This is a genomic window from Promicromonospora thailandica (genome assembly GCF_024171955.1).
GTDB lineage: Bacteria > Actinomycetota > Actinomycetes > Actinomycetales > Cellulomonadaceae > Promicromonospora > Promicromonospora thailandica.
Genome location: NZ_JAMTCS010000004.1, coordinates 136,337 through 157,711, shown reverse-complemented (window position 1 = coordinate 157,711; position 21,375 = coordinate 136,337). Strand labels below are relative to the sequence as shown.

Annotated in this window: 19 protein-coding genes; 11 read left to right on the top strand and 8 right to left on the bottom strand. The window is 74.5% G+C overall.

The genetic code is table 11. The features are described 5' to 3' along the window. Nucleotides 1-39 precede the first annotated feature (39 nt). Nucleotides 40-684: a vitamin K epoxide reductase family protein gene (locus APR03_RS07830; RefSeq protein ID WP_253834369.1), complete on the top strand. Its 645-nt coding sequence runs from the start codon at nucleotides 40-42 to the stop codon at nucleotides 682-684. Nucleotides 685-712: 28 nt separating this feature from the next. Here APR03_RS07830 and APR03_RS07825 read toward each other — a convergent pair whose 3' ends face one another. Continuing rightward, nucleotides 713-2,023, bottom strand: a complete 1,311-nt coding sequence (locus APR03_RS07825; RefSeq protein WP_253834368.1) for an alkaline phosphatase family protein — start codon at nucleotides 2,021-2,023, stop codon at nucleotides 713-715. A gap of 137 nt (nucleotides 2,024-2,160) precedes the next feature. Here APR03_RS07825 and leuS point away from each other — a divergent pair, with 137 nt between their 5' ends. Then, nucleotides 2,161-5,106 carry a leucine--tRNA ligase gene (leuS, locus tag APR03_RS07820; protein ID WP_253834769.1) on the top strand — a complete coding sequence of 982 codons (2,946 nt, stop codon included), beginning with the start codon at nucleotides 2,161-2,163 and terminating at the stop codon, nucleotides 5,104-5,106. A gap of 132 nt (nucleotides 5,107-5,238) precedes the next feature. Here leuS and APR03_RS07815 read toward each other — a convergent pair whose 3' ends face one another. Continuing rightward, complete coding sequence (locus APR03_RS07815; RefSeq protein WP_308216459.1) at nucleotides 5,239-5,862, bottom strand: DUF3800 domain-containing protein; 624 nt, start codon at nucleotides 5,860-5,862, stop codon at nucleotides 5,239-5,241. Between the two features lie 43 nt (nucleotides 5,863-5,905). Then, nucleotides 5,906-7,621, bottom strand: a complete 1,716-nt coding sequence (locus tag APR03_RS07810) for a helicase HerA-like domain-containing protein (RefSeq protein WP_253834366.1) — start codon at nucleotides 7,619-7,621, stop codon at nucleotides 5,906-5,908. A gap of 93 nt (nucleotides 7,622-7,714) precedes the next feature. On the opposite strand from APR03_RS07810, the gene APR03_RS07805 reads away from it, so the two are divergent. Then, a complete protein-coding gene (locus APR03_RS07805; RefSeq protein WP_253834365.1) occupies nucleotides 7,715-8,596 on the top strand; it encodes a DegV family protein in 882 nt (293 codons plus the stop codon). A gap of 11 nt (nucleotides 8,597-8,607) precedes the next feature. Here APR03_RS07805 and APR03_RS07800 read toward each other — a convergent pair whose 3' ends face one another. Next, nucleotides 8,608-9,477, bottom strand: coding sequence for an alpha/beta fold hydrolase (locus APR03_RS07800; RefSeq protein WP_253834364.1), 870 nt, complete (start codon nucleotides 9,475-9,477; stop codon nucleotides 8,608-8,610). 241 nt (nucleotides 9,478-9,718) lie between these two features. On the opposite strand from APR03_RS07800, the gene APR03_RS07795 reads away from it, so the two are divergent. The 6 genes from APR03_RS07795 to holA all read left to right on the top strand — a co-directional run bounded on the left by APR03_RS07795 (nucleotide 9,719) and on the right by holA (nucleotide 16,811). Then, nucleotides 9,719-10,768, top strand: coding sequence for a ComEA family DNA-binding protein (locus APR03_RS07795; RefSeq protein ID WP_253834363.1), 1,050 nt, complete (start codon nucleotides 9,719-9,721; stop codon nucleotides 10,766-10,768). Next, the gene (locus tag APR03_RS07790) at nucleotides 10,765-13,233 is read left to right on the top strand and encodes a ComEC/Rec2 family competence protein (protein WP_253834361.1); all 2,469 of its coding nucleotides are present in this window, start codon (nucleotides 10,765-10,767) and stop codon (nucleotides 13,231-13,233) included. The genes APR03_RS07795 and APR03_RS07790 overlap by 4 nt, the downstream gene beginning before the upstream one ends. Before the next feature lie 110 nt (nucleotides 13,234-13,343). Beyond that, the gene (locus APR03_RS07785) at nucleotides 13,344-14,192 is read left to right on the top strand and encodes a hypothetical protein (RefSeq protein WP_253834359.1); all 849 of its coding nucleotides are present in this window, start codon (nucleotides 13,344-13,346) and stop codon (nucleotides 14,190-14,192) included. Nucleotides 14,193-14,200: 8 nt separating this feature from the next. Beyond that, entirely contained in the window at nucleotides 14,201-14,905 is a 705-nt protein-coding gene (locus APR03_RS07780) for an N-acetylmuramoyl-L-alanine amidase (RefSeq protein ID WP_253834357.1), read from the top strand. Continuing rightward, nucleotides 14,902-15,774, top strand: a complete 873-nt coding sequence (locus APR03_RS07775; protein ID WP_253834355.1) for a neocarzinostatin apoprotein domain-containing protein — start codon at nucleotides 14,902-14,904, stop codon at nucleotides 15,772-15,774. Before APR03_RS07780 ends, APR03_RS07775 begins: the two co-directional genes overlap by 4 nt. Nucleotides 15,775-15,803: 29 nt before the next feature. Beyond that, the gene (gene holA / locus APR03_RS07770; RefSeq protein WP_253834353.1) at nucleotides 15,804-16,811 is read left to right on the top strand and encodes a DNA polymerase III subunit delta; all 1,008 of its coding nucleotides are present in this window, start codon (nucleotides 15,804-15,806) and stop codon (nucleotides 16,809-16,811) included. Between the two features lie 74 nt (nucleotides 16,812-16,885). Here the strand turns inward: holA and rpsT are convergent, their stop codons facing one another. Beyond that, on the bottom strand, nucleotides 16,886-17,146 hold the full coding sequence (gene rpsT, locus APR03_RS07765) for a 30S ribosomal protein S20 (RefSeq protein ID WP_253834352.1): 261 nt from the start codon (nucleotides 17,144-17,146) through the stop codon (nucleotides 16,886-16,888). A 245-nt stretch (nucleotides 17,147-17,391) separates the two neighbouring features. Between rpsT and APR03_RS07760 the strand changes: the two genes are divergently transcribed. After that, nucleotides 17,392-18,516, top strand: coding sequence for a calcium:cation antiporter (locus tag APR03_RS07760; RefSeq protein WP_253834351.1), 1,125 nt, complete (start codon nucleotides 17,392-17,394; stop codon nucleotides 18,514-18,516). Nucleotides 18,517-18,535: 19 nt separating this feature from the next. Here APR03_RS07760 and APR03_RS07755 read toward each other — a convergent pair whose 3' ends face one another. Together APR03_RS07755 and APR03_RS07750 are read right to left on the bottom strand one after the other, a co-directional pair. Next, nucleotides 18,536-19,099, bottom strand: a complete 564-nt coding sequence (locus APR03_RS07755) for a type II toxin-antitoxin system PemK/MazF family toxin (RefSeq protein WP_253834350.1) — start codon at nucleotides 19,097-19,099, stop codon at nucleotides 18,536-18,538. 70 nt (nucleotides 19,100-19,169) lie between these two features. After that, entirely contained in the window at nucleotides 19,170-19,601 is a 432-nt protein-coding gene (locus APR03_RS07750) for a type II toxin-antitoxin system PemK/MazF family toxin (protein ID WP_308216458.1), read from the bottom strand. A 101-nt stretch (nucleotides 19,602-19,702) separates the two neighbouring features. Between APR03_RS07750 and APR03_RS07745 the strand changes: the two genes are divergently transcribed. After that, nucleotides 19,703-20,596 (top strand): aminoglycoside phosphotransferase family protein, encoded by an 894-nt coding sequence (locus APR03_RS07745; protein WP_253834349.1) that lies wholly within the window; start codon nucleotides 19,703-19,705, stop codon nucleotides 20,594-20,596. 8 nt (nucleotides 20,597-20,604) lie between these two features. Here the strand turns inward: APR03_RS07745 and APR03_RS07740 are convergent, their stop codons facing one another. Continuing rightward, nucleotides 20,605-21,345, bottom strand: coding sequence for a maleylpyruvate isomerase family mycothiol-dependent enzyme (locus tag APR03_RS07740; RefSeq protein WP_253834348.1), 741 nt, complete (start codon nucleotides 21,343-21,345; stop codon nucleotides 20,605-20,607). Nucleotides 21,346-21,375: the final 30 nt, after the last annotated feature.

The following is a 21,375-nucleotide window of genomic DNA, read 5'->3' as shown; positions in this document are numbered from 1 at the left end:
TCCCAGCGAAGCTCCAGGGTTCGCCGGTACCGTAGGCGCGTGACTGGGACCGGGGCGACCATGACGTCGTCGGACAACGCATCGCAGGGCGCCACGGCCACCGAGCCGTTCGGCGCACGGACCATGGGCCTGCTCCTGGTGGTGCTCGGGGGCATCGGGTTCATCGCCTCGTTCGCGCTGGCCTGGGAGAAGTACCTGGCGTTCGTCGAGCCGGACCGCACGGCGTCGTGCAGCATCAACCTCTTCGTGACGTGCAGCGCCGCCATGGACTCGTGGCAGGGTGCGCTGCTCGGGTTCCCCAACCCGTACATCGGCGTGGCGGCGTTCCCCGTGGTGGTCACGACGGGCGTGATGCTGCTGCTCGGCACCCGCCTGCCGCGCTGGTACTGGGGGTCGCTGCTGGTCGGCACCGTGCTGGGCCAGGCGCTGATCTTCTTCCTGATGTACACGAGCTTCTACGAGATCGTCGCGCTGTGCCCCTACTGCATGGTCGTGTGGACCATCATGTGGCCGCTGCTGTGGTACCAGCTCGTGCGGGGCATCGGCTCGGGCGACCTGCGGGTGGGCGAGGGCCTGCGGGACGCCGTCGTCGGCAACCGGCACATCATCCTGGTCATCGGCTACGTGGCCGCGGTGGCCTGGCTGCTCCTGGCGGTCGGCGGCCCGCTGGTCGACTCGTTCTGACCCGCTCACGCGCCGAGGTCGGGCGGCCTCAGCGGCGCAGTGCCTCGCGCAGGACCCGGCCCTCGGCGCCCGACGGCGGGGCGTAGCCCAGCAGCGCCGAGATCGTGGGCGCGACGTCGACGTGCCGCGGGTGCGCCGGCCGCACGCCCGGCCGCACCCCGGCCCCGGCCAGGACCAGCGGCACGCGCAGCTCCGTCCGGGCGCCGTGCCGGCCGGCCGCGTCGGCGGGCGTCGGACCGAACGACCAGCCCGGCTCGGGCTCGACGACGAGGTCGCCGTAGCCCGGGCTCATGCGCAGCCTGCGCTGGTCTCCCTCGTCGAGCACGTCCCGCACCTGGGGCAGGCCGCGCAGCGCACGCTCCAGCCGGCGGACGGCGGAGCGGTCACCCGCGCGCTCACCGATGACCCGCACGTCGGCCACGCCGCCCACGACGATGACGACGTCGGTGCCGGGCGCCGGCGTCTGCCCGCTGGTCAGGATCTGCGGGGTGAACCCGGCGTCCTCGATCGCGGCCAGGCCCTCGGCGCCGAACCCCTTGTCGAAGGTGGTCATGCCGTGGTCGCCCGTGACCACGAACGCGGTGCGGCCGTACACGCCGGCGTCCCTGGTCGCCTGCACGAGACGGCCGATCTGCGCGTCGATGTCGGCGAGGGCGGCGGGGATCCGCGGGTCGGCGTCGCCGCCTTCGTGGCCGATCGCGTCGAGCACGTCGCAGTACACGGCGATCAGGTCCGGCACGCCGTTCGCCCGGACCTGATCGCCGCCGGAGTCGACGGGCTCCCCGTGCAGCACGGACACGGCGTCGTCGGTACGGCGGGCGCAGTCGCCGCCGGGCTGCGTGTAGAGGCCGTCGGGGTCCCCGAAGGTGACGCCGTAGTTCTGCAGGATGAACCACTGCGCCGAGAACACGGTGCCGCCCTGGGCGCGGATCGACTGCGCGACCGTCGGCACCGCGAGGTCCCGCTGCTGGCCGCGTGCCGTGTTCGTGGAGGTGTCGAACCAGTACGCCGTGTTGCGGTGCGTCGCGGGCCAGGCGCCCGTGGCCACCGACGACCAGGACGGGTTGGTGATCGACGTCATCACACCCGTGGAGGTGCTGACGCTGCCCCGGCGCAGCAGGCGCTCGAGGTTCGGCATCGGCGCCGCGCCGGAGCGCACCAGGTCCAGGTACTCGACGTCGAACCCGTCCAGGGCCAGCAGCACGACGTGGTCGGCAGGGGCGTCGCGGGGCGCGGTGCGCGGTCCGGTGCCGGGCGCGGCCGCGGCGGTGGAGGCGACGGTGGTGGCGAGGGCGACGGCGATGCAGGTGGCGAGGGTCTTCCGCAACGAGGGCATCATGCGGGCCATTCGAGCACCCGGACGGCGAACGGCGGGGGAGGTGCGGGCGAATGTCGCATGAACGCGTCCGCAGGGCCCGGGCCTGTGGACAGCCGAGGCCGGGCGCCCGCGCGGTCGGTAGACTTCCAGCCGTGACCATGCCCGACGCACCCGAGCGCACCACGTCCCCGGACGAGCCCCGTTTCCGCTACACCCCGGCCCTCGCGCAGCAGATCGAGCTGCGCTGGCAGGACATCTGGGAGGAGCGCGGAACCTTCCACGCGGCGAACCCGCAGGGGCGACTTACGGGGCCGGGCGGCAGCCCGGCACAGGGCGACCCGTACTTCATCATGGACATGTTCCCGTACCCGTCGGGTGCGGGCCTGCACGTCGGCCACCCGCTGGGCTACATCGCCACGGACGTGACCGGGCGGTTCCGCCGGATGCGCGGCGACAACGTGCTGCACGCGCTGGGCTACGACGCGTTCGGCCTGCCCGCCGAGCAGTACGCCGTCCAGACCGGCCAGCACCCGCGCGTCACCACCGAGGCCAACATCCTCAACATGCGGCGCCAGCTGCGCCGCCTGGGCCTGGGGCACGACTCGCGCCGCACCTTCGCGACCATCGACCCCGAGTACGTGCGCTGGACGCAGTGGATCTTCCTGCAGATCTTCGACTCCTGGTACGACACCGAGGCGGAGCGCCCCGGGCCGTCGGCCGGCACCGGCCGGGCCCGCCCGATCGCGGAGCTGCGCGCGGAGCTCGCCGCGGGCACGCGGCCCGTCCCCGGGCACGACGGCGACAACACCGGCGGCGCCGTCTGGGCAGGGCTCAGCGAGCTCGAGCAGCGTGACGTCATCGACGGCCAGCGCCTGGCCTACATCGACTCCTCCCCGGTGAACTGGTGCCCCGGCCTGGGCACCGTGCTCGCCAACGAGGAGGTCACGGCCGACGGCCGGTCCGAGCGCGGCAACTTCCCGGTGTTCCAGCGCAACCTGCGCCAGTGGAAGATGCGCATCACCGCCTACGCCGACCGCCTGGCGGACGACCTGGAGCTGATCGACTGGCCCGACAAGGTCAAGTCGATGCAGCGCAACTGGATCGGCCGGTCGACGGGCGCGAACGTGAGGTTCGACGTCGTCGGCACCGCCGAGGGCGACCCGGCCGGTGCGGCGGGCACCCTCGAGGTCTTCACGACCCGCCCCGACACGCTGTTCGGCGCCACGTTCATGGTGGTGGCTCCCGAGCACCCGCTGCTCGACGAGGTCCCCGCGGCCTGGCCCGACGGCACGCGCTCGGCGTGGACCGGCGGGTACGACACCCCGGTCGAGGCCGTCGCCGCCTACCGGCGCGAGGCGTCCGCGAAGACTGCGGTCGAGCGCCAGGCCGACGCAGGCAAGAAGACCGGCGTCTTCACCGGCCACCTCGCGGTGAACCCCGTGAACGGCACGCAGGTGCCGGTCTTCACCGCGGACTACGTGCTCATGGGCTACGGCACCGGCGCCATCATGGCGGTGCCGGGCGGTGACGAGCGCGACTTCGCGTTCGCCGAGGCCTACGACCTGCCCGTGATCTACACGGTCGAGCCGGAGGGCGGCCTGCCCGAGGGCCACACCGGCGCGTACGCGGGCGAGGGCGTCGCCGTGCGCTCCGCCAACGACGAGATCTCGCTCGACGGCCTGGGTGTCGCCGAGGCCAAGGCGAGGATCATCGCCTGGCTGGAGAGCAGGAACATCGGCGAGGGCACCACGACCTACCGCCTCAACGACTGGCTGTTCAGCCGGCAGCGCTACTGGGGCGAGCCGTTCCCGGTCGTGTGGGACGAGGACGACCGGCCCGTGGCGATCCCCGACGCGATGCTGCCGGTCGACCTGCCGGACGTGCCCGACTACGCGCCGCGCACCTTCGACCCGGACGACGCGACCTCCGAGCCGGAGGCGCCGCTGGGCCGCAACGACGAGTGGGTGCACGTCACCCTGGACCTGGGTGACGGGCCGCGCACGTACCGTCGCGACACCAACACCATGCCCAACTGGGCCGGGTCGTGCTGGTACTACCTGCGCTACCTGGACCCGGCCGAGAACGGCGCGGCCGCGCTGCCCGAGCTGGAGCAGTACTGGCTGGGGCCGCAGCACAACGCGACGTCCGGCCCGGCAGGCGGTGTCGACCTGTACGTGGGCGGCGTGGAGCACGCGGTGCTGCACCTGCTGTACGCGCGGTTCTGGCACAAGGTGCTGCTCGACCTCGGCCACGTCACGAGCCTCGAGCCGTTCGGCAAGCTCTTCAACCAGGGCTACATCCAGGCGTACGCGTACACCGACTCGCGCGGCCAGTACGTGCCGGCCGCGGAGGTCGAGGGTGACGAGCAGAGCGGCTACACGTGGCAGGGCCAGCCGGTCAACCGCGAGTACGGCAAGATGGGCAAGTCGCTCAAGAACGTCGTGACGCCCGACGAGATGTACGAGCAGTACGGCGCCGACACGTTCCGCGTCTACGAGATGTCGATGGGACCGCTCGACCTGTCGCGCCCCTGGAACACGCGCGACGTCGTCGGCTCACAGCGGTTCCTGCAGCGGCTGTGGCGCAACGTCGTCTCGGAGGAGACGGGCGAGCTGACGGTGACGGACGACGAGCCCGACACCGCCACGCTGCGCATCGTGCACCGCACCATCGCCGACGTCCGCGCCGAGATGGAGAACATGCGGCCGAACACGGCGATCGCCAAGCTCATCACGCTGAACAACCACCTCACCGGCCTGTCGTCCGTGCCGCGCGCCGCCGTGGAGCCGCTCGTCCTCATGACGGCGCCCATCGCCCCGCACATCGCGGAGGAGCTGTGGTCCCGGCTGGGGCACGAGGAGTCGCTGGCGCACGAGCCGTTCCCGACCGCGGACGAGCAGTACCTGGTCCAGGAGACCGTGACCTGCGTGGTCCAGGTCCAGGGCAAGGTCCGCGCGCGGTTCGAGGTGGCGCCGGACATCTCGGCGGAGGACCTGGAGGCGACGGCCCTGGCCGAGCCGAACGTGATCAAGTTCCTGGACGGGCGCGGCGTGCGCAAGGTCATCGTCCGGGCCCCCAACCTGGTCAACATCGTCCCCGCGTAGGACATCGCCCCGTGCGTGGTCGCGCTGGACCACGCACGGGCCCGCGCCTATAGTGGAGATGCGCAAGAGGGAGAGATCCTGAGCGCCCTGCCTTCAGCCCCCGCACCGTCGGGGGCTGTCGTGCGTCCGGAGTCAGGGCTCCCAGAGTCGATCGTGTACGGGCACGTTCCCCAGCGCAGACCACAATGCCTTGTTCGCTGCCGCCGCGCGTTCGTTGCGGTCGACCCCGTCGGCCAGTCGCTGATAGAGGAACGCCACGAGATCCGCTGCCTGCACGAGCCTGCTCCCGGCGGACGAGACGAAGTAGACGGTGTCGGCGATCCGCTGCGGCTTGCCCCGGTATCCCCAGACCCGCTCACGGCGTGCCTGGCGGAGTGCGGCCTGAGCGCTGCGCGCCGTCCGGTGCTCGTCGGCGATGACGATCAGGTCCTCCCCACGGCGGTTGGCATACCTGTTCAGCTTCTCGAGAAGATGAAGCAGGGTCGTGACGTGCTCGTCGTGTCGGCCGGCATAACGGTCGCGAAAACTCTTGCGGTCCAGTCCTTCCACCCAGATGCCCTCCGCATGCTGTGCCGTCACGTCGAAGGCCTGCCGGTAGATCGAGATGCGCGCCCGCACCATGGACTTGAGCGGTGCCCCCGCCACGACCGCGTCGAGCTGCTCGGCGAAGGGTCGTACGTCGTCGGCCCGCACGACGAGCCCTACCGTGCGGTAGCACCGCGTGTTCGACGTCTCATCTATGTAAGCCAGGAGCACGCCTGAGTCTCACACGCCCGGGGGTGATCTGCGCTGCGGGGACTCAGCGGCGGCGGGTGCCGAACAGGGAGCGGGTCAGCTCCCGGACGATGACCGTGCCCGCGGTCCGGGCCAGTGACGTCACCACGCGGTTGCGCTCGCGCGTGGTCTGCTCCTTGTGCCGGGCCTGAGCGCGCTCGCGGGTCGCGGCCTCCTTCTCCAGCCGGGCGCGCTCCTTGGCCAGCTCGCGTTCGTCCTCGGCCGCGGTGGCCGACCCCGCGGCGGCCTCGCGGCCCGCCGCCTGCTCCTGAGCCTTCGCCTGGAGCAGCTCGAACGCCGACTCCGCGTCGACCGGCGTGCCGTAGCGCGCCTGCCCGGGGGAGGCCGCGACCACCCGGTCGATCTCGGCGTCGTCCGCGGGGTCCATCGAGGCCTGCGGGGCCCGCACCCGGGTCCAGGCCACGGGGGAGGGCGCGCCCTTCTCGGTCAGCACCGTGACCACCGCCTCGCCCGTACCGAGCTCCTGCAGCAGCCGCTCCAGGTCGTACGGCGACGTCGGGAAGGTGCGGGCGGCGGCACGCAGCGCGGTCGCGTCGTCGGGCGTGAAGGCGCGCAGGGCGTGCTGGACGCGGTTGCCGAGCTGCGCCAGCACGTCGGCGGGCACGTCCTTGGGCGACTGCGTCACGAAGAACACTCCGACACCCTTGGACCGGATCAGCCGCACGGTCTGGACCACCTGCTGCAGGAAGTCCTTCGAGGCGTCGGCGAACAGCAGGTGCGCCTCGTCGAAGAAGAAGACCAGCTTGGGCCTGTCGGCGTCGCCCACCTCGGGCAGCTCCTGGAAGAGGTCCGCGAGCAGCCACATGAGGAAGGTCGAGAAGAGCTGCGGACGGTCCTGGACGGCGGGCAGCTCCAGCACGCTGAGCACGCCGAGGTCGTCCCGGGTCGCGATGAGGTCCGACGTCGCGAAGGCGGGCTCCCCGAAGAACACGTCGGCGCCCTGGCCCTCCAGCCCCACGATCTCGCGCAGGATGACGCCGGCCGTGGCCGCGGAGACGCCGCCGATGCCCTTGAGCTCGCCCTTGCCCTCGTCGGAGGTCAGGTACGCGATCACCGACTGCAGGTCCTTGAGGTCGAGCAGCGCCAGGCCCTGCTTGTCGGCCCAGTGGAAGATGAGCGAGAGGCTCGACTCCTGCGTCTCGTTCAGACCGAGCACCTTCGACATCAGCAGCGGCCCGAAGTCGCTGACCGTCGTCCGGATCGGTACGCCCTTGCCGATGCCGCCGAGCGAGTAGAACTCGACCGGGTACTGCGTGGGCGTCCAGTCCTGGCCGATGCTCGCCGCACGCTCGGCGACCTTCGGGTTGTCCGCCCCGGGTACCGCGAGGCCGGACAGGTCGCCCTTGATGTCCGCGAGGAAGACGGGTACCCCGGCCAGCGACAGACCCTCGGCCATGCCCTGCAGCGTCTTCGTCTTGCCGGTTCCCGTCGCGCCGGCCACCAGGCCGTGCCGGTTCAGCATCGAGAGCGCGAAGCCGACCTGGACCTGCGGGTTCGGCGTCGCCTCGCCGCCCGGCTCACCCTCCAGGAGGGCGCCCAGCGGCAGCGTGGCCTCCGCGGCGTAGCCCGCAGCGACCTGCGCCGCGTAACCCTCCGGCGCTTCCGCCGGTTCCTCGGCGGGCGCCCGCTCCGCGGCGCGCTCCGCCTCCTCGAGGGCCTTCTGGGCCGCGGCAGCGGCCTCGCGCAGCCTGGCGAGCTCCGGCGTCGATGCATCGGACATGTCTCGGATGCTAAGTCGGGCCCACCCGCTCCGCGCGGCGAGGACCCGCGCGTTTACCGGTCGGGTTCGTCGCGCGGATAGAGTGGCGCGGTCATGCGCACCCGTCGTCGTCCTTCCCGCCCGGCACCCCAGGAGGTGCGGGTCGTCACCGACTCGACCGCCTGCCTGCCCGCCGGGCTGCCCGGCGGTCCCGTGGTGGTCCCGCTCCGCGTCCTGGTCGGCGACGACGTCTACGCCGAGGGCGAGGACGTGACGCCGGAGCGGCTCGCCGAGCTCGTCGCCCAGGGCGAGCGGGTGACGACGTCGCAGCCGCCCCCCGAGGCGTTCGCCGCCGTCTACCGCGGCCTGGCGGACGACGGCGCGCGGTCCGTCGTGTCGGTCCACCTCTCGGGCGCGCTGTCCGGCACCGTGGGGTCCGCGGGCACGGCCGCCGCGCGGTCACCCCTGCAGATCCGTCCCGTGGACTCGCGGACGGGCGCCGCCGGGCTCGGTTTCGCCGCCCGCGCGGCCGCCGAGTGCGCGGCCGCCGGCGCCGACGCGGCCCACGTCGCCGCCCGTGCGATCGAGGTCGCCGGTACGGCGGACGCCGTCTTCGTGGTCGACACCCTGGAGCACCTGCGCCGCGGCGGCCGGCTGTCCGGCCCGGCCGCGGCGCTCGGCACGGTCCTCGGGGTCAAGCCGATCCTGCGCCTGTCCGACGGCGCCGTCGAGCTCGCCCAGCGGGTCCGCACCCGCGCCGCCGGAGCCGAGCGGCTGCTGGAGCTGGCCACGGGGTTCGTCGCCGAGGCGCGCCGTCCCGTCGTCGCCGTGCACCACTTCGGCGCCTACGACCGTGCCCAGGCCCTCGCAGGCCGCCTGCACACGCGGACGCGAGCCGACGTCGAGGTCACCCCGCTGAGCGCCGTGCTGGGCGTGCACGTCGGTCCGGGCACGCTCGCCGTCGTCGTCGCGGACCTGGGCGACCACACCCACTGACGGGCCGGTGCTCAGCCGCCGAGGACCTCGCGCAGCCGCTCGGCGAACTCGACGGGCTTGTCGGCCGGCTGACCGTACTCACCGCCGCTGAACCCACCGTGCCCGCCGGGGAAGACGACCGGCTCGCTGCCCAGCAGGGCGGCGACCGCGCGCGCCGAGCGGCCCGTCATCTGCTCGCCGGTCTCGGCGCCCACGGCGACCAGGACACGCGGCGTGCCGCCGCGGAGGGTGTCGTACGGCGGCTCGTACGGCGGCAGCACGCGCATGTTGACGCCGAGCATCAGGTCCTCGCGCGAGCCGTCGTCGCCGGTCGGCAGACCGAACAGGGCGGGGTCGGGGTCGGGCCGGTCGGCGTACTCGGGGGTGAGCTCGCCCTCGACCATGACCAGCGTGATGAACTTCGCCATCGCGGCGCCGAAGCCCCTGGCCTGGTAGGTGTCGTGGATGTCCGTCATGGCGGCGACCATGGCGTCGCGGTCGGGGAGCACGGCGGCCAGCGGCGGCTCGTGCGCGACGACCGTCCGCACGTCGCCCGGGAAGGCTGCCGCGAGCTCGAGCGCCACGACCGCACCGCCGCTCGATCCGAGCAGGTCGACGGGGCCGCCGTCGACCGCCGCCACGACCCGGTGCACGTCGTGGGCGTGGACGGCGACGTCGGGGTCCGCGCCCGGCTCCCGGGTGCTGCGCTCGACCCCGCGCGGGTCGTACGTCACCACCGTGCGGTCCGTGAAGTGGCTCGCGAGCGTGGTGAAGCCCTCGGCGCCCATCGGCAGCCCGATCAGCAGCAGCGGCGGGGCGTCGGACGGCGTCGCGGGCTCGCGCACGTCGTAGGTGAGGACGGCGCCCGGCACGTCGAGGGTGAAGGTCTTCTTGTCGGTCATCGTGCACTCCTGGGGTCGGCTGGTGGGTACGCTGCTGCGTCCGTCGTGCCAGGTCCGACGACGGTCCCACGCGGAACTCATCGGTGCCCGTCGACCCGGATCCGGGCCACGGCACGGGAGACCCGCCGCACGGGCCTCCGTGGGTGCGAGCGTGACCACAGGGTGCCGTCCGGCCCGCTCGTGCACAGGCACGCCGCGGGGCCCCTCCGCGGTGGCCCGGCTCCGCCTAGCGTCCTGGGACATGCAGCCAGACACCGCGTCCCGCCCACCGTCCCCGTGGCCGTTCAGCCCCGTCCTCGGCGCCACGAACGACGCCACCGCGAACGACGCCACCGCGAACGACGCCACCACGAACGACGCCACCATGAGTCACGGCACCACGGACGGTGCCACGCCGGACGGTGCCACGCCGGGCGACGCGGTGCCGGACGACCCCGGCCGGCAGCCGCCGTGGCGCGCGGAGGCTCCAGGCGCCGAGGCGCACGACGACACCGACGCGCTCGTCGCCCGCCTGCGGGCCCGCCGGTCCGCGACGGGCGTGGCGGCGGCCTACGCCGCGGCGCACGGCCATCCGGCGGACCCGCGCGCCGAGCAGGGGACGCGCCGGTGGGCACTGACCGGTACGACGGCGGCGGTCGCCGTGGTGAGCGTGCTCCTGCTGGGACTGGTCGTGGCCGCGCTGTCGCTGGGCGGCGACGGTGTCGTGCCGGTGGCGGCCGGAGACAGCACACCGGGGCCGGGCGCCACCGAAGCGAGTGCCACCGGAGCGAGTGCCCTGCCGGCCGGGACCGCACGGCCGCCGGCAGCCGAGGCCGACACCGCCGGCGGGCCGGCTCAGATCGGCGCCGACCTGCTCGTCCACGTCGTCGGGGCGGTGCGGAAGCCGGGCCTGGTGACGGTGCCCGCCGGCGCCCGGGTGGCCGACGCCCTGCGTGCCGCCGGGGGACCGACCGACGCGGCCGACCTGACCGTCGTGAACCTGGCCCGCACCGTGACGGACGGCGAACAGCTCTACGTCCCGGAGCCGGGAGAGGCACCCCCGGGGCCCGGCACGCCGCCCGCAGCAGGACCGGGGCCGGGATCGGGCACCGGCGGTGCGGTCGACATCAACACCGCGGACGCCGCGGCGCTGGAGGCCCTGCCGGGCGTGGGACCGTCGATCGCCCAGGCGATCGTCGAGTGGCGCGAGACCAACGGACCGTTCGCGAGCGTCGACGAGCTGGAGGACGTGCCCGGCATCGGCCCCGCCACGCTGGACGAGATCCGGGACAGCGCCCGGGTCGGACCGTGACCGACCTGCGGCTCGCACCCGCGGCGCTCGCCGCCTGGTGCGTCGCCTGGCTGCTGACCGGGCCCGCCGCCGGGCTGAGCGGCCCGGCGACCTGGTGGGCCGCCGCCGCGGTGGGCACCGCCGGCCTGGGCCTGGCCGGTGCTGGTGCCGGTGCTGGTGCCGGTGCCCCGACCCGCGGCACGGCGCACGGCTTCAGGTCCGCCGCCGCGCACGTCGCGCTCGCCGGAGCCTGCGTGCTCGCGGTGGCCGTGTCGGCGCACGTCCAGCTCGCGGGCCGCGCACCCCTCACCGCCCTCGCGGGACAGCGCGTGACCGCGACGCTCACGGGTGTGGTCGTCTCGCAGCCCGAGCCGTTCGCGTTCGGCGCGGGCGGGGGAGCCGACGGCGCGCAGCGGTACCGCTGGGTCCTGGCAGCCCGCACGGTCGACGCCCGCGGCGTCGGGTCCGTCGCCGCCGGCCACGTCCAGGTGCTGTCCGCCGGCCTGCCGCGCTACGGGGCGTCCGTCACCGTCTCGGGCAGCCTGCGCACCGCCGACCCAGGACGGGCGGAGGCCGCACGGCTGACCACCGACGGCGTGCCCGAGACCCGCGCCCCTCCGGCGGCCCTGCGCCTGCTCGACACCCACCGGGTGGCCCTGCTCGACGTGACCGACCCGCTGTCCCCGCAGGCCCGCGGTCTGGTGCCCGGCGCCGCGATCGGCGACACGTCGCGGCTGCCCGAGGACGTCGCGGACGAGATGCGCGCCAGCGGGCTCAGCCACGTCACCGCGGTGTCCGGAGGCCACTTCGCGGTGGTCGTCGCCGTCCTGACGCTGCTCTGCTCGGTGGCGCGCGTGCCGCGTGCGGTCCGGGTCGTGCTCGTCGCGCTCGCGTCGCTCACCTTCGTCGCGCTGGTCCGGCCCGAGCCCGCCGTGCTCCGGGCGGCGGTCATGGCGGCGTTCGCGCTCGCGGGCGTCGCCCTGGGCCGGCCCGCGCCGTCGGCCCCGGCGCTCGCGGCGTCGGTCGTCGGTTTGCTGGTCGTCGACCCGTGGCTGGCGCGCTCGTTCGGCTTCGCGCTCTCCGCGGCGGCGACCGCGGGGCTCGTGCTGCTCGCGGCGCCGCTGGCCGCCCGGCTGGAGCCCTGGACGGGCCGGGCCGGCGCGTTCGCCCTCGCGGTCCCGTCGGCCGCCCAGGCCGCGTGCGGTCCGGTGCTCGTGCTGCTCGACCCGGCGGTGTCCACCGTCTCCGTGCCGGCGAACCTGCTGGCGGCGCCCGCCCTCGTGCCGGCCACCGTGCTCGGGCTCGTCGCGACGGTGCTCGCACCATGGGTGCCGGGCGTCGCGGGGGTGGTCGCCGCGGTCGCGGGCTGCGCCACGTGGTGGATCGCGGCGGTCGCCCACGTCTTCGCGACCGCTCCGGGTGCGGCCGTGCCCTGGCCGGGCGGCCCGGCCGGTGCCGTGCTGCTCGCCCTCGCGACGGCGACGGTGCTCTGGGTGGTGCTGCGGGGCGCACCCCGGCGGGGCTGGCCCGAGCCCTGGCGGGCGGCCGCGCGCTCGGCCGTCCGGGACGCGCTGACGGGCAGGTGGCGCCGGGTATCCGCACCGCGCGCGCCGGGCGGCGGTTCTCCCGATACCTCGCGGACGGCCGGCCGCGACCGTACCTGCTTCGTCGTCCTCCTGGCCGCCGCCTGCGTCGTGGTGCTCGTCGCCGTGACCGCCGTGCCGCGCCTGGTGGGCCGCGCGGCGCTCCCCGCCGACTGGGTGGTCGCGGCGTGCGACGTGGGCCAGGGGGACGCGGTCGCGCTGCGCACCGGGCCGGCGTCGGCGGTGGTCGTCGACGTGGGCCCGGCCGGGACAGCGGCCGGGAGGTGCCTCGACCGGCTCGGCATCACGCGCGTCGATCTGCTCGTGCTCAGCCACTTCCACGCCGACCACGTGGGCGGGCTCGGACCGGTGCTCGCGGGGCGCGAGGTGACGGCGGCCCTGGTGTCGCCCGTGGCGGAGCCCGCGGCCGGCGCCGCGGTCACGGGTGCGGCCCTGGCGGCCGCCGGCATCCCGGTCCGTGCCGCGCGGACGGGGGAACGCGGCGTGGCCGGCTCGATCGCGTGGCGGGTTCTCCTGGCCGGCGCGGGCGAGGGGGCGAACGACTCCAGCGTCGTGCTCGCCGCCCGCACCGGGGACCTGGACGTGGTGCTGCTCGGGGACCTGGAGGACGCGGGACAGGCGGCGCTCGTCCCGTTGGTGGGGGCCGTCGACGTCGTGAAGGTCGCCCACCACGGCTCGGCGGTGCAGTCGCACGAGCTGGCGCGGCGGCTCAGCCCGGCGGTCGCTCTCGTCTCGGCGGGCCGGGACAACGACTACGGGCACCCCACCCGCGAGGCGCTCGGCCTCTACGCCGGCGCGGGGGCCGCGGTGGTGCGGACCGACGAGTGCGGCACGGTGGCCCTGGTCGTGCGCGGAGGGGAGGTGGGCCTGGCGGGCTGCTGACCAGGACCGGTCGACACGCACCGCGACGTATCGCGAAACGTTGCGGATCCCGTACGCGCGCCTACCGTGGGTGATGTCGGAGACGCTCCGGCATCACGTAAGGGGGCTTCGTGATCGATCTCAAGCTGACCGCCCGGCGGCACCGCCGGGCCATCGCGATCGCCGTGGCGGCCGCACTGCTCGTACCGGCGGCGACGTTCAGCGCCGCCGGGCAGGACCAGGCTGCCGCGGTGCTGCAGCAGCGACAGGAGCTGCTGGACCAGGCCGTCGTGACCGACGTCTCCGAGGCCGAACAGGTCGTGCGGGTGGACGTCAGCCGGGACCCCGGCGCGGCGGACGCCTGGCTCGACGAGTCGGCCCAGGTGCTCGACGGCTGGACCGTCGTCGTGGCGGGCACCGAGGCGTCGTCCGGGGAAACCCGCGCGGCGCGGGACGCGGAGGCGATGGCGGCGGACCCGGCGCCGGGCGCCGCGGACTGCCCGGAGATCCCCGAGGGGCCGCGCTTGCAGGACGGAGCCACCACCCCCTACCTGGGCTGCGGCACGACCGCGGCCGTGCACCCCACGGCCCGCTCCGACGGCCGGGGCGGCCTGCAGTCGCAGGACGGCGCCGAGGTGGCCCTGGGCGAGACGATCACCGGGGGCTCGGCCGGGACCACGCTCGCCGAGGCCGTCGACGCGGTCCTGGCGGCCTACCTGCCCGGCGCGGGCCTGGCACCGACGACGGTCGAGCTCGACGACGGCGCGGCCACCGTCGACGTCGCCCCGGGCTTCGAGGAGGCCCTCGCGGACGCCGGGGTCTACCCCGGCGACGTCTGGCAGGCACTCCTGTTCACCGCGCACAGCAACGGCGCCGTCGACTCCGTGACGTTCACGCTCGGCGGCGACTGCCTCGCCTTCGCGTACGCGACCGGCGGCGACATGTGCGCCGCGACCGACCTGCCGATCGAGCTCGGGTGAGGAGCACCGTGCGTACCACCGCGCAGACCACAGTGATCCGGCGCGTCCTGTCCGGCGCGGCAGGCCTCGCGCTCGTCGCGAGCGGGCTGCTCGCCCTGGCACCGGCGGCGTCCGCCGACGTGACCTACGTGCCCGAGAAGTGGAACGGCAAGGTGGTCTACCTGTCCCAGTCGTGCCACGACCGCGGCGACACCGTCTGCCACGACAACAGGGGCTGCCTCGGGTTCAGCGAGAACACCAACTCCCGCCTCGTGGCGATGTCGGCCGTCCGCGCGACCGGGACCTCGCACCCCAACCTCCTGGAACGGGGCTACAAGGTGGTCCGGGGCAACGGCCTGACCCGGCAGAACATCGACAGCTCCAACCGGGTCGGGGCCGACGTGCACGTGCCCCTGCACTCCAACGCCATCGACAAGGGCTGCGAGAGCGGCCTCCCGGCCGACCGGTACGGCACCCACGTCCTGTACGTGTCCAAGGCGGGCCGCCAGTGCGCCGAGCGGCTGGTGTCCAGCGTGGGCGCGAGCAGCCCCGGCACCAACGACACCCGCCAGTACCGCACGGACCTCGGCGAGCTCAACCAGACCAACGCGGTCGCCTGCTACCTCGAGCAGGACTTCCACGTCTGGGACCGGGGCGTGCGCTGGATGTGGGCCCGAGACGCCTGGAGCTGGCGCATCGCCGCGGGCATCGACGCGTACCTGGGCTACCCGTGAGGCGGCCTGCCGCGGTCCGGCGCCGCACCGGCCTGCTCGTCCCCGTCGCCGTCGTGCTGCTGGCGCTCGCGGCGTGCTCGCCCGCCCAGGAGGGTACGTCGGGCGTGGGCGCGACGCCGGGGCCGACGAGCGCCGAGGGCAGCCCGTCCCCGTCGGGCAGCTCAGCGGACGAGGCACCGGGCGGTGCCGGCTCCGGCGGCCCCGACCTCGCCGTGCGGACCGCCGGTACGGCCTGGCTCGTCACCGGGACCGGCTTCACCGGCGGCAACCAGTACCTGGTCCAGTGCACGGGTGGCACGGCACCGGGCGCCGAGGCACTGGACGAGTGCGACATGTCGACCCGGGAGCAGGTCGTCGCGGACGGGCGGGGCCGCATCTCGGCCACGCGCCAGGCGCGGGCGTTCGTGCACGTCGGCTCGGTGCGCGAGGTGGACTGCGCCGCGGACCCGTGCACGCTCGCCGTCGCGGACCTGTCCGACCAGGTGCTCGCGTCGGCCGCGGCTCCGTTGCCCGACGACGCGGAGACGCCCGACGCCCCTGTGCTCGAGCTGTCGGAGCAGGAGCTGGGCGCGGACCACGGGACGGTCACCGTGACCGGCACCGGCTACGCCGCGGGCGCCGTGGTACGGCTCGCCCAGTGCGCGACGACACCCGACGGCGGCGTCGACGCGGAGAACTGCCTGTACGACGACGGGAAGCGGGTGGTCGCCGACCGCGGCGGGTCCGTCGTCACCCGGCTGCCCGTGGAGCGCGAGATCGCGCTCGTCGGCGGCGGCACGGCGGACTGCGCCGAGCCCGGCGCGTGCGTGGTGGCGAACGCCCGGACCGACGGCGGCCGCCTGGCGGCGGCGGACCTGCTCTGGGAGTAGATGTCGGTGGCGCGTGGCAGGCTGTGTCCGTGCCTCCAGCGACCAAGCGACGTACCGCCACGCCCCCCTCCGGCCGGAGCTGGGACGAGCCCACGCTCGCGCCGGTCGTGCTCGTCCGGGGCGCCGAGCCGCTCCTGACCGAGCGCGCGGTGGACGGCGTGCTGCGGCTCGCCCGCGAGCGTGACCCGGAGGTCGAGAAGGTCGAGCTCGAGGGGGCCACCTACGGCGCGGGGCAGCTCGCGGTCGCGGCGAGCCCGTCCCTGTTCGGGGAGGCCAAGGTCGTGGTGGTGCGATCGGCGGAGTCCGGTACGGAGGACCTGATGGCCGACCTCATCGCCTACGTCGCGGGACCGGACGAGGAGACGGTCGTCGTGGTGGTGCACGGCGGGGGTCAGCGCGGCAAGAAGATGCTCGACACCGTCACGCGGTCCGGCGCGCCCGTCATGGTCTGCGAACCCGTGGCCAAGGACGCCGAGAAGGCGTCGTTCGTGGTGGGGGAGTTCAAGGCCGCCCGCCGCCGGATCGACGCCGAGGCGGTGCGGGCCCTGGTCGACGCGCTCGGCAACGACCTGCGCGAGCTGGCGTCCGCCTGCTCGCAGCTCGTGGCCGACACGACCGGCACCGTCACTGTCGACACGGTGGACCGGTACTACGGCGGGCGCGTGGAGGCCACGGGCTTCCGGGTCGCCGACGCCGCGGTGGCCGGCGACGCGGGCTCGGCCGTCGCGCTCCTGCGGCACGCCCTGGACACGGGCCTCGACCCGGTGCCGATCGTCGCGGCCCTCGCGCTGCGGCTGCGCAACCTCGCCAAGGTCGCCTCGATGCGCGGCGGCGGGCTCACGGCCAAGGACCTGGGCATGGCGCCCTGGCAGATCGACCGCGCACGCAGGGACCTGCGCGCCTGGACGCCGGAGGGGCTGGCCGCGGCGATCTCCGCGGTCGCGCAGGCCGATGCGGACGTCAAGGGGGAGGCCCGCGACACGGTCTACGCCGTGGAGCGAGCGGTCATGACCATCGCGCGGTCGCGGCGGTCCTGAGGCACGGCGGCCCGGTCCCGGACACGCGAAGGACGCCGTCCACCCGAGGGGTGAACGGCGTCCTCGAAGTCAGCTCAGAGAGCCGCGACCTGCTTCGCGATGGCCGACTTGCGGTTCGCGGCCTGGTTCGCGTGGATGACGCCCTTGGCGACAGCCTTGTCGAGCTTGCGCGACGCGACGGCAAGGGCGACCGTCGCGGTCTCCTTGTCACCGGCGGCGACGGCCTCACGCACCTTGCGGACGTGGGTCTTCAGCTCCGACTTGACGGACTTGTTGCGCAGACGAGCCTTCTCGTTCGTCTTGATGCGCTTCAGCTGGGACTTGATGTTTGCCACGAGTGGACTTCCTGGTGTGTTCGCCGGATGGCGAGCGGATAGGTCGTAGAGGGCGGTCGCAGATCCGGGACTGGGGTGGGGACCCGTGGAGAGGAGCTGCGACTGTGCCCGCCGACCTGGGCGGACACGCGACCTCCAAGATTACCAGAGGGACCGGGCCCCCACCGAACCGCCCGGTGTGACGGCGGCAACGCCGCCCGCCGGCCCGAGAAGTCGCGCTGACGTGGGACCTTAGACTCCGGCCCATGAATTCCGCGACCGTGAGAGGCCGATTTCAATGGACCGTGGTGGTCCCGATCCTTGCGCTGGTGCTCCTCGTCGCGACGTGGAGCAACCATGAGCACCCGGTCGTCCTGACGGCCGTCGGGGCGGCGCTGGTCGGTGCGGTCCTCGCGGCGGTCCACCACGCGGAGGTGGTGGCCCACAAGGTGGGCGAGCCGTTCGGGTCGCTCATCCTCGCCGTGGCGGTCACCGTCATCGAGGTCGGTCTGATCCTCATGCTGATGAGCAGCGGCGGCGACGCGTCCAGCACCTACGCCCGCGACACCGTCTTCGCCGCCGTCATGATCACCTTCAACGGGATCGTCGGGCTGAGCCTGCTCGTCGGGGCGAGCAAGCACCGCCTGGTCAGCTTCAACGCGTCGGGCACGGGCTCGGCCCTCGCCACCGTGATCGCGCTGGCCGCGGTCACCCTGGTCCTGCCCCGCTTCACCACCTCGGCCGACGACGGCGCCTACACGCCCTTCCAGCTCGGCTTCGCCGCGGTCGCGTCCCTCGCGCTGTACGGCGCCTTCGTGTTCACGCAGACCGTGCGCCACCGTGACTTCTTCCTGCCCGTCACCAGCGACCGGTTCGGCCGGGTCACCGGCATCATCCGTGACGAGGACGGCGACCACCACGCGGACCCGCCGTCGGCCCGCGAGACGTGGTTCAGCGTCGGCCTGCTCCTGGTCGCGCTGGTCTCCGTGGTGTTCCTGGCCAAGATGCTCTCGCCCACCATCGAGCACGCCGTCGTGGCGGCCGGCCTCCCCTACGGCGTGGTCGGTGTCGTGATCGCCTTCCTCGTGCTGGCGCCCGAGTCGATCGCGGCCGTGCGCAACGCCCTGCGCAACCGCGTCCAGACCAGCCTCAACCTCGCCTACGGCTCCGCGATGGCGTCGATCGGCCTCACCATCCCGAGCATCGCCGTGGCGATGATCTGGATGGGCGGCAAGCTCACGCTCGGCCTGGACCCGACGCAGATCGTGCTGCTGGCCGTCTCCGTGGTGGTGGCGATGCTGAGCGTCGCGCCCGGCCGGGCCAAGACGCTGCAGGGCGTGGTCCACCTGGTGCTGCTCGGGGCGTTCCTGGTGGTGTCGATACAGCCCTGAGCCCGGGCGGTCGCGGCCGTCAGAGCGCCGCGACCACCCGGTCGAACACCGCCTTGTCCAGCACCGCGCCCTCGCGTCGCACCGCGTCGGGGTGGATCCGGACCACCCGGTTCAGCCGTACCTCGGAGGGTCGGCCGGAGCGGTCCCAGTCGCCCGTGCCGATGTCCATCCAGCGGCGTCCGGCGCGGGCCTCCTGCTGGGCGTCACGGTCGTGGTCCTGGCTGGTGAGCTGGAGCGCGAGCAGCCAGGGGCCGTCGTTGCCGACGATCAGCACGGGGCGGTCCTTGCCCTGGCTGTGATCTTCCTCATACGGCACCCAGGACCAGACGACCTCGCCCGGGTCCGGCTCGCCGTCGAGCTCGGGGCGGTACACCGGCGTGACCGTGCCCACGAAGTCGCCGGGGTAGCCGTCGGTCTCGGGGAGGGCGCGGCGCGCGGGCCGCGTGGGCCGCGGGGCCGTCCTCTGGTCGGACCTCTGGTCGGACCTCGGGTCGGACTTCGGGTCGGTCTTCGGGTCGAGCGCTGTGCGGACGACTGCCTCGACGACGTCGCCGAGCAGCTTGAGCCACGGGTTCTGGGTCACGCAGGGCAGGGTAGCCCGGCGCCGGCCCGCGAGCAGGCGGGCCGACGGCGGAGCCGTGTGCCGAGGTCGCTCAGGTGAGCTCGAGCGCCCGCTCCATGTACTTCACGACCTCCTCGAAGACGTCCTGGTCGAGGATGTCGCCCTCGCGGCGCACGTCGTCCGGGTCGATGCGGACGACCCGGTTGATGCGCACCTCGGAGTCGTGCCCGGAGGGGTCCCAGCGGCCGGTGCCGACGTCCATCCAGATGCGGCCGGCCCGCGCCTCCTGCAGCGCGTCGCGGTCGTGGTCCTGGCTGGTGAGCTGGAGACCGAGCAGCCAGGGCCCGTCCCGGCCCACGAGCAGCACCGGGCGGTCCTTGCCGCGGCTGTGGTCCTCCTCGTAGGGCACCCAGGTCCAGACCACCTCGCCGGGGTCCGGGTCGCCGTCCAGCTCGGGGTTGTAGATCGGGTGGACGTCCCCCTCGTAGTCGCCGGGGTAGCTGTTGTCCGATGCGAAGGTCACGCCGGAACCGTACCGGAGCGGGCGAACCGGGCAGGCTCATGCCGGCCCCACCATCGGAATTGCCTGGCCGCCGCACGCACGCGGGTGCCACGGTGGGTCGCGTGAGCACGCTGCACGACGACGAGGTCGTCTCCACGCCGGACCTGGTCCGCCGCCTCGTCGCCGCCCGGTACCCGGCGTGGGCCCACCTCCCGGTCACGCGCGGCCCGGCGGGCGGCACGGACCACCACCTGTTCCGGGTCGGCGACGAGCTCCTGGCCCGGATGCCCAAGACCGGATGGGCCCGGGACCACGCCGTGGCCGACGCACGCTGGCTGCCGCACCTCGCCGCCCACCTGCCCGTCGAGGTCCCCGTCCCCGAGGCGGTGGCCGGTCCCGGCGACGGTTTCCCGTTCCACTGGTCGGTGGTGCCGTGGCTCGAGGGCGCGCCGCCCGCACCCGGCGACCTGACCCGCGAGGGCGTCCGCGACCTCGGCGAGGCTGTCGCGGCCCTGCGCGCCGTGCCCGTCGCGGGCGGACCGGTCAAGGAGGGCACGTCCCGCGGCGTCCCCCTGTCCCGGCTGGACGACGACGTGCGCGCCGCCGTCGTCGCATCCGGTGACCGCGTCGACGGCGCCGCCGTGCTCGCGGCCTGGGACCGGGCCCTGGCCGCCCGCCCGGCCCCCGAGGGCCGCTGGATCCACGGCGACCTGCTGCCCGGCAACCTGCTGGCCCGGGGCGGGCGGCTGACGGGCGTCATCGACTGGGGTGCCATGGGGGTCGGCGACCCGGCCGCCGACCTGATCCCCGCCTGGGGTACCGGCTTCACCGCGGCCGAACGTGCGGACTTCCGGGCTGCGGCCACCGCGGGGCTCGCCGACCCCGCCGACGCCTGGGACCGCGGCCGCGGCTGGATGCTCGTCCAGGCCGTGATCGCGCTGCCGTACTACTGGGACCGCTGGCCCGAGTTCGCCCGCGCGAGCCAGGCGCGGGTCGCCGCGGCCGTCGCCGCCTGAGCGGCGGCCTACGGCACCAGCGGCTGCTCCAGCGCGGCCTCGAGGTCGGCGCGGTCGCCCTCGACCGTGAGCTGCGCCTCGGCGGGCGTGAGCCGGCCCCACAGCATGAGCGCCAGGCCCTCGGCGGTGCCGGACACGACCACGTCCGGCGCCACCTCCTCCGCGCGCTGTCCCGGGGCGCCGAGCACCCACAGCGGCGTGCCGGGCGCATCGGTCGCCACGAGTGTGACGGGATGGCGCAGCGGCGCCATCCGGCCCAGGCCGACCTGCCGGGGCTGGAACATCGTGACCACCTCGTCGACGCCGTCCGCCCACACCTCGGGCTCGGCGCCCGCGAGCCCGAGGGCGCCGTGCCCGGCGACGGACGCCCGCAGGTCGTGCAGGTGCACGAGCGTCTCGTGCAGCTGCCTGCGGTGCCAGAACCGCACCGGCCCCGGCCCCAGGGGTTCGGGATGGGCCAGGACGCGGGCGGTCGCGTCGGGGGAGAGCTCCGTCAGGGCGCGCCGCAGCGTGGCGACCTGCGCCGCGAAGTGGGGCGCGAGGTCGAACGGGCCGTCGCCGAGCGGTTCGGCCTCGACCCGGTAGGCACAGCTCGCGGCCCAGTGATGGATGCCGGCAAGGTGTTCCACCAGGTCACGCGCCGTCCAGCCGGCGCAGGCGGGGACGGGCGCGGCCGGGTCGGCGTCGTCGATGGCGGCGAGGAAGTCGTCCTGGAGACGGGTCAGGAGCGCCAGGTGGTCGAGGCTCATGGCCCGAAAGGTACCGCCGCCCACCGACAT

Bases quoted from the DNA above. Each gene is read 5' to 3' on its own strand.
- APR03_RS07825 (WP_253834368.1), bottom strand. From the start codon at position 2,023: ATGATGCCCTCGTTGCGGAAGACCCTCGCCACCTGCATCGCCGTCGCC.
- leuS (WP_253834769.1), top strand. From the start codon at position 2,161: ATGCCCGACGCACCCGAGCGCACCACGTCCCCGGACGAGCCCCGTTTC.
- APR03_RS07810 (WP_253834366.1), bottom strand. From the start codon at position 7,621: ATGTCCGATGCATCGACGCCGGAGCTCGCCAGGCTGCGCGAGGCCGCT.
- APR03_RS07805 (WP_253834365.1), top strand. From the start codon at position 7,715: ATGCGCACCCGTCGTCGTCCTTCCCGCCCGGCACCCCAGGAGGTGCGG.
- APR03_RS07800 (WP_253834364.1), bottom strand. From the start codon at position 9,477: ATGACCGACAAGAAGACCTTCACCCTCGACGTGCCGGGCGCCGTCCTC.
- APR03_RS07795 (WP_253834363.1), top strand. From the start codon at position 9,719: ATGCAGCCAGACACCGCGTCCCGCCCACCGTCCCCGTGGCCGTTCAGC.
- APR03_RS07760 (WP_253834351.1), top strand. From the start codon at position 17,392: ATGAATTCCGCGACCGTGAGAGGCCGATTTCAATGGACCGTGGTGGTC.
- APR03_RS07740 (WP_253834348.1), bottom strand. From the start codon at position 21,345: ATGAGCCTCGACCACCTGGCGCTCCTGACCCGTCTCCAGGACGACTTC.